10 protein-coding genes are annotated in these 14,374 nt (G+C 73.0%); 4 read left to right on the top strand and 6 right to left on the bottom strand.

Features of this window, described 5'->3' with window-relative positions; translation table 11 throughout:
* The first annotated feature begins 61 nt into the window (after window positions 1-61).
* The 4 genes from rbfA (at window position 62) to AOQ53_RS17965 (ending at window position 6,287) form a co-directional block, all read left to right on the top strand.
* Complete coding sequence (rbfA, locus tag AOQ53_RS17980; RefSeq protein WP_059418511.1) at window positions 62-514, top strand: 30S ribosome-binding factor RbfA; 453 nt, start codon at window positions 62-64, stop codon at window positions 512-514.
* Window positions 511-1,416: a tRNA pseudouridine(55) synthase TruB gene (truB, locus tag AOQ53_RS17975; RefSeq protein ID WP_059418509.1), complete on the top strand. Its 906-nt coding sequence runs from the start codon at window positions 511-513 to the stop codon at window positions 1,414-1,416. The genes rbfA and truB overlap by 4 nt, the downstream gene beginning before the upstream one ends.
* A gap of 246 nt (window positions 1,417-1,662) precedes the next feature.
* On the top strand, window positions 1,663-5,163 hold the full coding sequence (locus tag AOQ53_RS17970) for a S1 family peptidase (protein WP_059418508.1): 3,501 nt from the start codon (window positions 1,663-1,665) through the stop codon (window positions 5,161-5,163).
* 167 nt (window positions 5,164-5,330) lie between these two features.
* The gene (locus AOQ53_RS17965) at window positions 5,331-6,287 is read left to right on the top strand and encodes a bifunctional riboflavin kinase/FAD synthetase (RefSeq protein ID WP_059418506.1); all 957 of its coding nucleotides are present in this window, start codon (window positions 5,331-5,333) and stop codon (window positions 6,285-6,287) included.
* Between the two features lie 198 nt (window positions 6,288-6,485).
* On the opposite strand, the gene AOQ53_RS17960 is transcribed toward AOQ53_RS17965, so the two are convergent.
* From AOQ53_RS17960 to AOQ53_RS17935, 6 genes are all read right to left on the bottom strand, one after another.
* On the bottom strand, window positions 6,486-7,487 hold the full coding sequence (locus AOQ53_RS17960; RefSeq protein ID WP_059418504.1) for an ABC transporter ATP-binding protein: 1,002 nt from the start codon (window positions 7,485-7,487) through the stop codon (window positions 6,486-6,488).
* Window positions 7,484-8,566 (bottom strand): ABC transporter ATP-binding protein, encoded by a 1,083-nt coding sequence (locus tag AOQ53_RS17955; protein WP_408055172.1) that lies wholly within the window; start codon window positions 8,564-8,566, stop codon window positions 7,484-7,486. Before AOQ53_RS17955 ends, AOQ53_RS17960 begins: the two co-directional genes overlap by 4 nt.
* A complete protein-coding gene (locus tag AOQ53_RS17950; protein ID WP_059418500.1) occupies window positions 8,512-9,426 on the bottom strand; it encodes an ABC transporter permease in 915 nt (304 codons plus the stop codon). Before AOQ53_RS17950 ends, AOQ53_RS17955 begins: the two co-directional genes overlap by 55 nt.
* Window positions 9,423-10,469 (bottom strand): ABC transporter permease, encoded by a 1,047-nt coding sequence (locus AOQ53_RS17945; protein WP_059418497.1) that lies wholly within the window; start codon window positions 10,467-10,469, stop codon window positions 9,423-9,425. The genes AOQ53_RS17950 and AOQ53_RS17945 overlap by 4 nt, the downstream gene beginning before the upstream one ends.
* 18 nt (window positions 10,470-10,487) lie before the next feature.
* Window positions 10,488-12,341 (bottom strand): ABC transporter substrate-binding protein, encoded by a 1,854-nt coding sequence (locus AOQ53_RS17940; RefSeq protein ID WP_059418495.1) that lies wholly within the window; start codon window positions 12,339-12,341, stop codon window positions 10,488-10,490.
* A 314-nt stretch (window positions 12,342-12,655) separates the two neighbouring features.
* Window positions 12,656-14,374: MinD/ParA family ATP-binding protein (locus AOQ53_RS17935; protein WP_148640344.1), on the bottom strand; the 1,719-nt coding region annotated here is incomplete at its 5' end.

Raw genomic sequence — 14,374 nt, 5'->3', positions numbered from 1 at the left:
ACGGCGAAGACGACTGACGAACCGAGAACGACCCAGACAGGAAAGAACGGGAGACGGACCAGTGGCCGACAACGCGCGGGCCAAGAGGCTGGCGGACCTCATCCGGGAAGTGGTGGCCCAGAAGCTGCAACGCGGGATCAAGGACCCGCGGCTCGGCTCGCACGTCACCATCACGGACACGCGGGTCACGGGTGATCTGCGGGAGGCGACCGTCTTCTACACCGTGTACGGGGACGACGAGGAGCGGAACGCGGCCGCGGCCGGCCTGGAGAGCGCCAAGGGCATCCTGCGCTCCGAGGTCGGACGGGCCGCCGGCGTGAAGTTCACGCCGACCCTGACCTTCGTCATGGACGCCCTCCCGGACACCGCGCGCGCCATCGAGGACCTCCTCGACAAGGCGCGCCAGTCCGACGAGAAGGTGCGGGAGGCGTCCGCGGGCGCGAAGTACGCCGGTGACGCCGACCCGTACCGCAAGCCGGACGAGGCCGACGAGACGGACGACACCGCCGAATGACCCAGAAGCACACCACGCCCGACGGCCTCGTCATCGTCGACAAGCCGTCGGGCTTCACTTCGCACGACGTCGTCGCCAAGATGCGCGGCATCGCCAGGACACGACGCGTCGGGCACGCCGGCACCCTCGACCCGATGGCGACGGGCGTCCTCGTCCTCGGCATCGAGAAGGCCACCAAACTCCTCGGCCACCTCGCCCTGACCGAGAAGGAGTACCTGGGCACGATCCGGCTCGGGCAGAACACCCTCACCGACGACGCCGAGGGGGAGATCACCTCCGCCACGGACGCCTCCGAGGTGACCCGCGACGCCATCGACGCCGGTGTCGCCAAGCTGACCGGCGACATCATGCAGGTGCCGTCGAAGGTCAGCGCCATCAAGATCAACGGCGTGCGCTCCTACAAGCGGGCCAGGGACGGCGAGGAGTTCGACATCCCGGCCCGGCCCGTCACGGTCTCCTCCTTCGGTGTGTACGACGTCCGGGAGGCCGTCGCCGAGGACGGCACGGCCGTACTCGACCTGGTCGTCTCGGTCGTCTGCTCCTCCGGCACGTACATCCGGGCCCTGGCCCGCGACCTGGGCGCCGACCTCGGAGTGGGCGGGCATCTCACCGCCCTGCGCCGCACCCGCGTAGGGCCCTACAAGCTGGACGCGGCCCGCACCCTCGACCAGCTCCAGCAGGAGCTGACCGTGATGCCGGTCGCCGAGGCCGCCGCGGCCGCGTTCCGCCGCTGGGACGTCGACGCCCGGCGCGCCCGGCTGCTCACCAACGGCGTACGGCTGGACATGCCCGAGGAGTACGCGGGCTCCGGACCCGTCGCCGTCTTCGACCCGGAGGGCCGCTTCCTCGCTCTCGTCGAGGAGCATCGGGGCAAGGCCAAGAGCCTGGCCGTCTTCGGCTGACAGCCGTCCGCCCGTGGAGCGGCGGCCACGGGGTACCTCCGCAGCCGCCGCTCCACGGTCCCCCCCTCGGTTCCCCCACCCCTAGGGTGTATCCAGCCGCCCCGGTTCGTTCACCCGTCCGTGCAGGCGCTCGGAGTAAACCGGGGGAGCGGAAGGGGGCGCTTTCGCCGAGCGATCTGTCCCGCTGATCATCTCGCCCCTACCGTCGGACGCAAGGGCACGGGTGTACGGCGGGGAGGCTCGACGATGACGTCGCGGAACCGGTCCGGGGAGACACAGGACAGCGCACCAGCATCCCAGGACCGCCCCGAAACAGCGGAGGGGACGACCGAGGGAACCGACGGCGGGCCATCCGGACCGGCCCTCGTCCGGATCCACGACCTCGCCGGCCGCCTCCGGGGCACCGGCTTCCTGGCCGACCACCACGGCACGCTCGTCACCAGCCACGAGGCGGTCGGCGGCCTGCCCCGGCTCGTCCTGCACGGGGCCGGGGACCGCCGCCGGGTCGTGTCCGCCGACGCGGTGACCCCGCTGCCCGCGCTCGACCTGGCCCTCGTACGGACCGAGGGCCTCGGCGTGCCGCCGCTGCCCGTCACCGTGCGGGGCGGGGCCGCGACGGGCGCCTACGTGCGGATCGCCGCCGGCGGCTGGCGCGAGGCCAGGGTGCTGGGCTCGACCGCCGTGACGTACACGGCCACGGACCGCCTCCACCGCCTCGACGGCGCGCTGGAGCTGGCGGTCGGTACGGCAGGGCGGGACGCGCTGCGACGGGGCTGCGGGGCGGCCGGCGGTCCGGTGCTCGACGCCGCGACCGGCGCCGTCGTCGGTGTCCTCGGCACCGCGCTCCGCTCCGACCACAGCGACGTCGGGTTCGCCGTACCGCTGCATCCCCGGGCCCCCGGTGCGACGGGCCCGCTCGCCGAGCTGCTCGCCGAGAACGCGGCGACGGTCCCCGCGTACGGCGCCGATCTCAACCTGGCCGGGGTACTGGAGCTGACCGGCACCGCGGTGGAGTTGGACGGCCCGCCCGGCGGCACGGGTTTCCCTGAGCCGGTCGAACGGGCGGCCGTGGTGGCCGAGTTCAGCGCGTTCGAGGCAGGCCCGGCGGTCGTGCTCGGCCTCGTCGGGGCGCCTGGCAGCGGTCGTACGACGGAACTCGCGGCGCTCGCCGCGCGCCGTGCCCGCAGCGGGCATCCCACGCTGTGGCTGCGCGGCTGCGACCTGCGGGACGACGACGCCTCGGTGGCCGACGCGGCACGCCGGGCGCTGACCCGGGCCGCCACTGTCGTGGCCGCGTCCCGGTCCCGTTTCCTGCCGGCCGACCTGGGCGACACCACGCCCGAGCGCCTCGCCCGCCTCGCCGGTGCCCTCGGCCGGCCCCTGCTGCTGCTCCTCGACGGCCCGGAGGAGATGCCCCCGGCGCCGGCCCGCCGCCTGGCCGACTGGACGGACGGGACGGTGCGGTGGCTGCGGGAGACGGGTGGGCGACTGGTCGTGGCGTGCCGGCCGGAGTACTGGGAGAGGGCGGGGTTCCCGGCGGAGGTCCTGTACCGGCCGGGCGGTGCCGCGGAGCGGCCCGCGGCCGTGCGCCTCGGCGATCTCACCGAGGAGGAGGCCCGGGAGGCCCGGCTGCGCCACGGCATCCCGGAGAGCGCCCTCGTCGACGCCGACGCCCGGCACCCCCTCACCCTGCGGCTGCTCGCCGAGATCCGCGGCGCACTCGGTGTCTTCGACGCCCCGGAAAGCGCCGGCCCACCGACCAGTCCCAACGGCCCCGGCGCCACCGTCTGCCGCGACGACGTCCTCTCGGCCTACCTGGACCTGATGTGCCTGCGCATCGCCGTGCGGCTGGCCGCCGGGAGCGGCCTGTGCGGCACGGCCGTGCGCCGGCTGGCCGCCATGGTCGCCGGGCAGGTGCACGAGGCCGCCCGGCGCAGCCTGGGACCCGGGCTGGGGGATCTGGACCGGGCGGCGTTCGAGGCGGTGTTCCCGTGGGGGCCCGCACCGGCGCGGCTCGGCGGCGGCACCGGCTGGGCATCGGCCGTCCTCGCCGAGGGTCTGCTCGTGCCCGCCGGAGCCGGCTACCGCTTCGCCCACGAGGAGCTCGCCGACTGGCTCCAGGGTTTGCACCTCGACCTCGACGAGGCCCTGAATGCCCTCGTCCACCGCCGGCAGGACGCGCAGTCCGGCCCCGTCCCGCACCACCGCATCGGGCCCGTCGTCCAGGCCCTGCTGTTCCTCGCCCGCCACCACGGCACCGGCCGACTGGCCTCCCGGCTGGCGGACCTGGTGCACGCCCTGGACGCCGAGCCACGGTCCTGGTGGGCCGCCCGGCTGCTCGCCGGAACCCTGTCGGCCGTACCCGAGGCGACGCCGTACACGGAGGTGCTGCGGCTGCTCGCCGACCGGATCGTGGCCTGGCGGCGGCAGGAGCGGCCCGTGCCGGAGGAGGCCGGGCCCGCCTTCTGGGCCGGCGTACGGCTGCCGGAGGACGAGCGCTTCGCCTTGCTGAGGCGGCTGGTGCACGCCGACGGCCCGCCGTGCGAGGCCGGTCCCCGGTTCCTGGACACCGTCGCCCACCTGCTGGCCGCCGATCCCACCGCCGTACAGCCGCTGCTGGCCCGCTGGTTCGACGACGACCAGCCGCTGCCCGCCACCCCGCACGCGACCGTGGCCACGGCCGCGCAGGCACTGCTGCACACCCACCGGCACGGCGCCCTGGACGACTTGGCGGACGTGCTCGTCGACCGCGCGCACCGGAGGGCCGACGAGCTGCTCGCCGTGCTGGCCGAGGAGGAACCGTCGGCGGTGTGCCGGGCCGTCGACCGGTGGGCGCGCGACGAGCGGCCGGCGCGACGGAGTGCCGCGATGGCGCACGGCCTGCGCGTCGCGCCGCACGTGCGCACCGGAGGCGACCGCGCCCTCCTGCGCTACGCGGCTCTCACCCTGCTCGCCCGCCCCGCCGACCGGGCCCTGCACGGGGGCGCACTCGCCCTCCTCGTCCAGGACCCGCACACCCGGGCGCGGTATCTCCCGCGGGCGCTGGAGCACTTCGCGGCGTGCGACCCGCATCTCCCGCCGGACGCGCCGGCCGCCGCCCTCCTGGCCCACCCCGAGCCGGTCCTCGGCGCCTTCGCGGTGCGGCTGGAGCGGCCGGACGCGGAGGAGGCGCTGCGGGCGCTCGCCGACGCCACCCCGCCCGGCCTGGCCCGGCGGGTCGCCGCGCTCGTGGGGCGTGCGGCACAGCGGCGGCCGGAACTCGCCGGGCCCGTGGCCGCGTACGTGGACCAGCGGCTCGACCGTGGCCCTGCCGCCCGGGCCGTGCTCCTGCCGCTGGTCACCGGCCTGCTGGAGGGCGGCCCGGTGCGGTTGCGGTGCGCCCTGGCCGCGGTCCTCACCCCGCCCGGCATCCCCGCCTCCGGCCCGCTGCGCCGCGAGCTGCGCGACGCGCTTCTGGCCCGCGAGCACGACACCGACGTCCTGGACGCGCTGCTGCACGCCGCCGCCCGGAACGGCGGCGACGACCTGCGCGACCTCGTCCGCCGCGTCGGACTGCTCCTCGTGCGCACCCCGGAGGGCGCCGCCCGCTTCGACCGCGCCCTGGCCGACCTCGGCCGGCACGTGCCCGGCTTCGCCGCACGCGTGGCCCGCTGGCTGGCCGACGCGCCCGAGGACTGGGCGGTGCTGGTCGGGCCGAGCGCCCACCGCACGATCGAGAACCTGGCGGGTGTGAGCGTGCCCGTCTGAGGGATCCCGCGCACGCCGGAGAGGACGAAGCGTCGTGCGCCCGGTCACAGCTCCCATGCCGATGCGTGCCGGAGACACCCGGCATGGCACCCTTAGACCTGCGTACGAGGCAACCAGGAACAACCACGGACACGGGTTCGACGAGCTTTCGACAAGGAGCAGGCACAGTGCAGCGCTGGCGTGGCTTGGAGGACATCCCCCAGGACTGGGGGCGCAGCGTCGTCACCATCGGCTCCTACGACGGAGTCCACCGCGGACACCAGCTGATCATCCGGCATGCCGTGAACCGCGCCCGGGAGCTGGGCGTGCCCGCCGTCGTCGTCACCTTCGACCCGCATCCCAGCGAGGTCGTCCGCCCCGGCAGCCACCCGCCGCTGCTCGCCCCGCACCACCGCCGCGCCGAACTCATGGCCGACCTGGGCGTGGACGCGGTGCTCATCCTGCCCTTCACGACCGAGTTCTCGAAGCTGTCCCCGGCCGACTTCGTCGTCAAGGTCCTCGTCGACAAGCTGCACGCCAAGGCCGTCGTCGAGGGCCCCAACTTCCGCTTCGGCCACAAGGCCGCCGGCAACGTGGAGTTCCTGGCGACCCAGGGCAAGACCTACGACTTCGAGGTCGAGGTCGTCGACCTGTACGTGACCGGCGAGGCGGGCGGCGGCGAGCCGTTCTCCTCGACGCTGACCCGGCGTCTGGTCGCCGAGGGCGACGTCGAGGGCGCCGCCGAGATCCTGGGCCGTCCGCACCGGGTGGAGGGCGTCGTCGTCCGGGGCGCCCAGCGCGGCCGCGAGATGGGCTTCCCGACCGCCAACGTCGAGACACTTCCGCACACCGCCATCCCCGCCGACGGTGTCTACGCCGGCTGGCTGCACGCCCAGGGCGAGGCGATGCCGGCCGCGATCTCCGTCGGCACGAACCCGCAGTTCGACGGCACCGAGCGCACGGTGGAGGCGTACGCCATCGACCGGGTGGGCCTCGACCTGTACGGCCTCCATGTCGCCGTCGACTTCCTGGCGTTCGTGCGGGGACAGGCAAGGTTCGACACGCTGGACGCGCTGCTGGAGCAGATGGCCGAGGACGTCAAGCGCTGCCGGGAGCTGGTGGCGGCGGCCGAGCGGTCCGCCTAGCGTCCCTGGCCCATCCCGCGTATTCGTTATGCGCTCGCGGCCTCGTCCGGGTGGAGGGCGTCGAGGATGAGGGTGAGGCCGAAGGCGAACTCGCCGGCGTAGTCGGCTGCCGGACCCCCAGCGCCCTCGCCCACGCCGGGAAGCCGCACGCCTAGCCGGGCCGCACAAGGCGCCGGGGCATTCCTCCCGGCTTCGCCTTCAGCGTGTCGCCCAGTGGCATGCCACCTGAGCCGTGCCGCTGCCGTCGAGGATCTCCGGATCCCGGTTGCGGCACGCGTCCGCGACACCCGCCCGTTCCGCCTCGCCGCTCGCGAGGATCTGACAGCGGGCGTGGAAGCGGCAGCCGGACGGCACCCGCGACGGGTCCGGGGGCTCGCCGGTGAGGACCACCGGGTCGGCGGGTGCCTCGGGGAGCACCGACAGCAAGGCCTGGGTGTACGGGTGGCGGGGCGCGGTCAGGACCTGCTCCACCGCGCCCGTCTCCACGATCCGGCCCAGGTACATCACGGCGACCCGGTCGGCGATGTTCCAGGCCAGTCCCAGGTCGTGCGTGACGACCAGCGCGGACAGGCCCAGGTCGGTGCGCAGCCGCAGCAGCAGGGCGAGGATCTCACCGCGTACGGAGGCGTCGAGGGACGCCACCGGCTCGTCGGCGACGAGGAGTTCGGGTTCCAGGACGAGCGCGCCCGCGATGACGACCCGCTGGCGCTGCCCGCCCGACAGTTCGTGCGGATAGCGCAGGAAGAAGCGCTCCGGGGGACGTAGCCCGGCCCGGGACAGGGCCTCGGCTACGGCCGTCCGTTCGTCACCGCCGTAGCCGTGGATGCGCAGGCCCTCGGCGACCGCGTCGTACACCGTGTGCCGCGGGTTGAGCGAGCCGCTCGGGTCCTGGAGGACCAGCTGGACGCGCTTGCGGTACGCCTTGAGGGACCGGCCGGAGTACTCCAGCGGGCGGCCGTCGAAGGTGACCCGGCCCGAGGCCGGCTCGACCAGGCCCAGCAGACTGCGGGCCAGGGTCGTCTTGCCGCAGCCGGACTCGCCGACCAGCGCGACGATCTCGCCGGGCCGGATGTCGAGGTCGACCCCGTCCACCGCGCGGGCCCGGGGGCCGCCGTGCCGGCCGGGGAAGGTGACGTGCAGGTCCCGGGCGCTCAGCAGAGGTGCCGTGGTGACGTCGGGAGCCGTGGGGGACGTGGTCATGGCGTGCTGGGCCTCGCTTCCTCAAGGGCCTCCGGGTCCTGCGCCGCCCGCTCGTCCAAGGTCCGGTCCCCGTCCCCCGGAGGCCCGACCAGGACGCACGCCGCCCGGCGCTCCGGCCCCGCCTCGCGCAGCACCGGGTCCTGCTCGGGGCAGGACTCCAGCGCCACCGGGCAGCGCGGATGGAACGTACAGCCGGACGGCAGTGCCGCCGGGTCGGGCGGGTCACCGGGCAGCCCCTGCGGCGCGAACCGGGAGGCCGGGTCGCCGATGCGCGGGAACGCGGCCGACAGGGCCCTGGCATACGGATGCCGGGCGTCCTCGTACACCTGCCGGGCCGGGCCCTCCTCGACCACCCGGCCCGCGTACATCACCGCGAGCCGGTCGCAGGTGTCGGCGAGGACCGCCAGGTCGTGGCTGATCATGATCAGGCCCAGGTCCTGGTCCGCGACGAGCTGTTCGATGAGCCGGAGGATCTGCGCCTGGATCATCACGTCGAGCGCGGTGGTCGGCTCGTCGGCGATGATCAGCCGCGGATCGCAGGCCAGCGCCATGGCGATCATGACGCGCTGGCGCTGCCCGCCGGACAGCTCGTGCGGATAGGCGTCCGCGCGGGCCGCCGGCAGGCCGACCTGCTCCAGCAGCTCCCCGGTCCTCTTCTTCGCGCCGGCCGGGGTGGCCTTCCGGTGCAGCAGGATCGGCTCGGCGATCTGGTCGCCGACGCGGTGCACGGCGTTCAGGGAGTGCATCGCGCCCTGGAACACCACCGAGGCCCCGGCCCAGCGGACCGCCCGCACCCGGCCCCACTTCATCGCCAGCACGTCCTCGTCGTCGAGCAGGACCTGACCCGTGATGCGGGTCCCGGCGGGCAGCAGCCGCAGCAGGGCCAGCGCCAGCGTGGACTTGCCGCAGCCGGACTCCCCGGCGAGGCCGAGCTTCTGGCCGGCGTTCAGGCGCAGGTCCACCCCGCGCACGGCGGCCGCCCCGCCCGCGTACGTCACCGTCAGGTCCCTGACGTCGAGCAGAGTCACCGCGACACCCCCAGCCTGGGGTTGAGGACGGACTCCACGGCCCGCCCGCACAGCGTGAACGCCAGCGCCACCACGGCGATGGCGATGCCCGGCGGCACCAGGTACCACCAGTCCCCGGCGCTGACCGCGCCCGCCTCGCGCGCGTCCTGGAGCAGCCCGCCCCACGACACGACGGTCGGGTCACCGAGGCCCAGGAAGGCCAGCGTCGCCTCGGCGAGGATGGCCGAGGAGATGATCAGGGTCGTCTGCGCCAGCACCAGCGGCATCACGTTGGGCAGCACGTGCCGGGACATGATGTGCCAGTGCCCGCCGCCGAGCGCCTTCGCCCGCTCGATGTACGGCCGCGTCTCCACGGCGAGGGTCTGCGCCCGCACCAGCCGGGCCGTGGTCGGCCAGGTGGTGACGCCGATCGCGACCACGGTCGTGGTCAGCGAGCGGGACATCACGGTGGCCAGGGCGATCGCCAGCACCAGGGTCGGCATGACCAGGAACCAGTCGGTGATCCGCATCATCACCGTCGCGTACCAGCCCTTGAAGTGCCCCGCCGTGACCCCGATCAGGGTGCCGATCGCCACCGACAGCACGGCCGCGAGCAGCCCCACCAGCAGCGACACCCGCGAACCCCAGACCACCAGGCCCAGCAGGTCCCGGCCGAACTGGTCCGTGCCGAGCGGGAACTCGGCGCTCGGGCTCTGCATCGGACGCCCCGGCGCGTCGGTCACACTGCTCACGTCGGAGCCGACGAACAGCGGCGCGAACAGCGCCAGCAGCGCGCACAGGGCGAGCGCGGTCAGGCCGAACAGCCCCGCCCGTTCGGCGCGGTACTGCCGCCAGAAGCGCGCGACGGAGGCCCGGCGCCGCTGCCGGGCGAGGGCGCGCGGGCTCGTGCCCGTGCCGGTCGTCGTCGTCATCGGGCCACCCGGGGGTCCAGCAGCGGATAGACCAGGTCGGCGAGGGTGTTCATCACGATCACCGCGGCGGCGAACACGAAGAACAGCCCCTGCACCAGCGGCAGATCGGGCACGCTCAGCGCCTGGTAGAACAGTCCGCCCAGGCCCGGCCAGGAGAACACCGTCTCGACCAGGATCACGCCCGCCACCGTCCGGCCGAGGTTGATGAAGATCAGCGTCACGGTCGGCAGCAGCGCGTTCGGTACGGCGTGCCGGCGCCGCACCAGGTCGTCGCGCAGCCCCTTGGCCCGCGCGGTCGTCAGATAGTCGCTGCCCATCTCGTCCAGCAGCGCCGACCGGGTGACCAGCAGTGTCTGCCCGTACTCCACGGCCACCAGCGTCACCACCGGCAGTACCAGATGGTGCGCCACGTCGAGGACGTACGCGAAGCCCTCCTCGCCGCCCGACTCCATGCCACCGGTGGGGAACATGCCCGGGATCGGGCCGATGCCCACCGACAGCACGATGATCAGCAGCAGCCCGAGCCAGAAGGACGGAATGGAGTACAGGGTCAGCGCCAGGCCGGTGTTGATCCGGTCGCCGAGCCCGCCGCGCCGCCATGCCGACCGGGTGCCGAGGAAGATGCCCAGCGCGGTGTAGAGGACGAAGGCGGTCCCGGTCAGCAGCAGGGTGTTCGGCAGCGCCTCGGTGATCTTGTCCACGACGGGGGCACGGAACTGGTACGACGTCCCGAAGTCGCCGGTGAGCGCCTTGCCGCAGTAGTCCGTGAACTGCCGCCACAGCGGAAGATCGAGCCCGAACTCCTCGCGGTATGCCGCCAGCTGCTCGGCCGAGACCTGACGGCCGCCCGTCATGGTCTTCACGGGGTCGCCGGGGATCAGCCGGAAGAGGAAGAAGCTGGTGACGAGCACGGCCAGCAGAGATACGGCCGCGCCCGCAACCTTGCCCGCGAGGTACCGCGGATACGCGGAGCTCCTGCGTGCCCGGGGGCCGGCCGCCGGTTTCCTCTCCTCGACCAGCGCGGGTGTCGCGTCAGCGGTCATGAGTTCCGCTCGCCCGCTCTACTCGCGGTCCTCGGCGGTGGAGCGCCGCCGCATCGCCGCGAAGACGCCGAGCCCGGCGAGGACCACGACACCTCCGACGATCCCGGCCACGACCCCCGTCGACGACGCGCTGTCCGACGAGCCACTCGACTCCGCCGGGACCGCCGACCACCAGCTCCAGTAACCGTCCTGGCCGTAGATGTTCCCCGCCTTCGCCGGCATGGTCGTGATGGACTTGATCTGGTCCGTCCGGTAGGCCTCGACCGCGTTCGGATACGCCATGACGTTCATGTACCCGAGGCCGTACAGCCGCGACTCCATCTGCTTGACGATGTCCGCCCGTTTGGCGGGGTCGTACTCGGCGAGCTGGCGGGCGTAGAGCTCGTCGTACGTCTTGTCGCAGATGAAGTTGTCGGTCGCGCCCGTGTCCTCCGGGGTCGCCGGGAGCGCCCCGCAGGTGTGGATGGACAGCACGAAGTCCGGGTCCGGGTTGACCGACCAGCCGTCGAAGGCCAGGTCGTACTTGCCGGCGAGCCAGGGGTCGGTCACGTTGTCCAGGCAGTTGAGCCGGACGCCGATGCCGAGCTTGCCCCACCACTCCTGGAGGTACTTGCCGACCGCCTTGTCGTTTGGGTCGGTGGCGTGGCACAGGACCCGGTAGGTGATGGGCTTGCCGTCCTTGCCGACGCGCTTGCCGTCGCCGTTCTTCTTGTACCCCGCCTGGTCGAGCATCCGGGCCGCCTCGGCCGGGTCGTACGTCAGCTTCTGGCTGCCGGACGGCTTCCAGAAGTACTGCGAGAAGCGCGGCGGGATGTAGCCCTCGCCCTCGACGGCGTGCCCCTGGAACACCTTGTCGATGACGGCCTTGCGGTCGACGGCCTTGAACAGCGCGTTCCGCACCCGCTGGTCCAGCAGGGACGGATGGCCGTCACCGAACTTCTCGCCGTTCTTCGCCTTCGCGCCCGGGTTGGTGGCGAGGGCGTAGAAACGGCGGCCGGGGGCGTCGTTGACCTTGATGTTCTCCGCGCCCTCCAGGGATGCCGCCTGAGCGGGCGTCAGGGACGGTGAACCGGCGACGAACGACACCTCGCCCTTGCGCAGCGCCGACACCGCCGCGTCCTGGTCCTTGTAGTACCGGAAGACCAGCTCGTCGAACTTCGGAGCCCCGCGCCAGAAGCTCTTGTTGGCCTTGAGCCGGACGTAGCTGTCGGCCTTGTACCCGGTCAGCACGAACGGCCCGTTGCCCACCACCGGGAAGCTCTTGTCGTTGTTGAACTCGGAGAAGTCCGAGACCTTCTCCCACACGTGCTTCGGCACGATCGGCACATCGAGTGCGGTCATCGTGGCCTGCGGCTTCTTCAGCTCGATGACCAGCTTGGTCGGGCTGGGCGCCGTCACCTTCCGGAAGTTGCCGACGTAACTGCCGTTCGCCGTGGCCGCGCCGGAGTCGGTCATCATCTTGTTGAACGTCCACGCCGCGTCCTCGGCCGTGGCCTGCTTGCCGTCCGACCACTTGGAGTTCGAGCGGATCGTATACGTCCAGGTCAGCTTGTCCGGCGACGGCTCCCACTTGGTGGCCAGGCCCGGGACGGCGTGGTTGTCCTTGGGGTCGTAGTTCGTCAGGTACTCGTACATGAGCCGGTGAATGCTCGTACTGAGCAGCCGGACCGCCAGGAACGGGCTGAGTGAGTCCACGCTCTGCGCCACAGCGACGGTCAGCACCTTCTTGCCGTCGTCGGCCGCCCGGGCCTGCCGGGGCGCCGGGTCGAGCGGAGTCGCGAGACCGGCGGTGAGGGTGAGCGCGCCCGCTCCGGCCACGGCGACGAGCCTGAGGCCGCGCGGGAGGCTGCGTGTCTGATCTTTCGTGCCCATGGTCGGACCTCGCGTCATCGCTCGGACGGGAAGGACGGGTTGATCAGGTGTCAGGTTGATCAGGCGTCAGATGGATGATGAGTGTGTCTATCAGCGGCCATCTCTACCGTCAACGGCACATGGACCCCTTGTGGCCTGCGGAAATAACGAATTGGCGAGCTTTTCGCGGCCATTGGTCGAGACCACTGACGCCCTCCTGGCCAGGGCGTGGCAACGGTTTTCGCCCCGGAACGCGCCGTGGCCCGCACCGAGTGGGAACGGCGCGGGCCACGAACGGGATCGGCCCCTCGAAAGGGGCCGATCGGGTGAGGCGATTACTGCGACGGCGGCGCAGGCGGCGGGGTCTGCCCGTCGGACTGCGCCGGGTAACCGGGCTGACCGGGCTGCGGGTAGCCGTAACCGGGCTGACCGGGCTGACCGGGCTGGCCTGGCTGCGGGTAGCCGTATCCAGGCTGCGGGGGCGCTGCCGGGGGCTGGCCGGGCTGGGGGTACGGCTGCCCGGGCTGCGCGGCCGGCTGTCCTGGCTGTCCCGGATGCCCGGGCTGCGGGTAGGGCGGCTGGCCTGCGGCCTGCGGGTACGGCTGCCCTGGCTGGGCGGGCTGGGGGTACGGCTGTCCGGGCTGCGGCTGCTGGGGGTACGGGCCCGGCTGGCCCGGGACCTGCTGGCCGGGAACCGGCTGCCCGGCGCCGGGCAGCTGGCCGGGATACGGAGGCTGGGGCTGGCCCGGGACGGGCTGGCCGGGCAGCGGCGGGGCGGCCACCGGCGGCGGGTTGCCGTCGGAGGTCCACAGACCGTGCATCTGCTGGTGACGGACGAAGTCCTCGGCGACCATCGCCGCGAGGTTGAAGTACGACTCCCGCACCTTCGGCCGCATCATGTCGAGGTCGACCTCGGCACCGGCGGCGAGATGCTCGTCGAACGGCACGACGATGACGCCCCGGCAGCGCGTCTCGAAGTGCGACACGATGTCCTCGACCTTGATCATCTTGCCGGTCTCGCGCACCCCGGAGATGACGGTGATGGACCGGGCGACGAGATCGGCGTACCCGTGCGCCGACAGCCAGTCCAGCGTCGTACTCGCGCTGCTCGCACCGTCCACCGACGGCGTCGAGATGATGATGAGCTGGTCGGCGAGGTCCAGCACACCGCGCATGGCACTGTAGAGCAGACCGGTACCGGAGTCGGTGAGGATGACCGGGTACTGCTTGCCCAGCACGTCGATCGCGCGCCGGTAGTCCTCGTCGTTGAACGTCGTGGACACGGCCGGGTCGACGTCGTTGGCGATGATCTCCAGACCGGACGGCGCCTGGGAGGTGAACCGCCGGATGTCCATGTACGAGTTGAGGTGCGGGATCGCCTGGACGAGGTCACGGATGGTGGCCCCGGTCTCGCGGCGCACGCGGCGTCCGAGGGTTCCCGCGTCCGGGTTGGCGTCGATCGCGAGGATCTTGTCCTGCCGCTCGGTGGCGAGCGTGGAGCCGAGCGCGGTGGTCGTGGTCGTCTTGCCGACACCGCCCTTGAGGCTGATCACGGCGATCCGGTAGCAGGAGAGCACGGGCGTACGGATCAGCTCCAGCTTCCGCTGCCGCTCGGCCTCCTCCTTCTTCCCACCGATCTTGAACCGACCGCCGCCGGCCACCGGACGGCTGCTCTTCGCCTTCTGCTTCTTGCTGTTGAGCAGCCGGTCGGACGACAACTCCACGGCGGCGGTGTAACCGAGCGGCGCGGCCCCCGGGTTGGTCGGCTGCCGCTGGTCGTGCTGCATGGGCTGCGGCCAGGCGGCCCCGGTCCGCGGGTCCACGGGCTGCGGAGGCTGCCCTTGCCCTTCGGGCTGCGGCTGGGCCTGGGCCTGCGGGGGCACGCCGGGGTGGGGGAAGCCGTATCCGGCCCGGGGGTTGGGTGTGGCCGGGGCGGGCGCGCCGGGGTGCGGGAATCCGTAGCCGTCCTGTGCGTTGGGCGCGGGGGTGGACGGGGTGTTGGGCTGCTGAGCCGGGGGTTGCTGTGCGGCCGGAGCCGGAGCCGGAGCCGGAGC

Source organism: Streptomyces azureus, from assembly GCF_001270025.1.
In the GTDB taxonomy this organism is placed as follows: Bacteria; Actinomycetota; Actinomycetes; order Streptomycetales; family Streptomycetaceae; genus Streptomyces; species Streptomyces azureus.
The sequence above is the reverse complement of the archived record's forward strand: the minus strand, read 5'-3'. Positions and strand labels throughout refer to the sequence as shown.

Bases quoted from the DNA above. Each gene is read 5' to 3' on its own strand.
- truB (WP_059418509.1), top strand. From the start codon at position 511: ATGACCCAGAAGCACACCACGCCCGACGGCCTCGTCATCGTCGACAAG.
- AOQ53_RS17970 (WP_059418508.1), top strand. From the start codon at position 1,663: ATGACGTCGCGGAACCGGTCCGGGGAGACACAGGACAGCGCACCAGCA.
- AOQ53_RS17960 (WP_059418504.1), bottom strand. From the start codon at position 7,487: ATGACCACGTCCCCCACGGCTCCCGACGTCACCACGGCACCTCTGCTG.
- AOQ53_RS17950 (WP_059418500.1), bottom strand. From the start codon at position 9,426: ATGACGACGACGACCGGCACGGGCACGAGCCCGCGCGCCCTCGCCCGG.
- AOQ53_RS17945 (WP_059418497.1), bottom strand. From the start codon at position 10,469: ATGACCGCTGACGCGACACCCGCGCTGGTCGAGGAGAGGAAACCGGCG.
- AOQ53_RS17940 (WP_059418495.1), bottom strand. From the start codon at position 12,341: ATGGGCACGAAAGATCAGACACGCAGCCTCCCGCGCGGCCTCAGGCTC.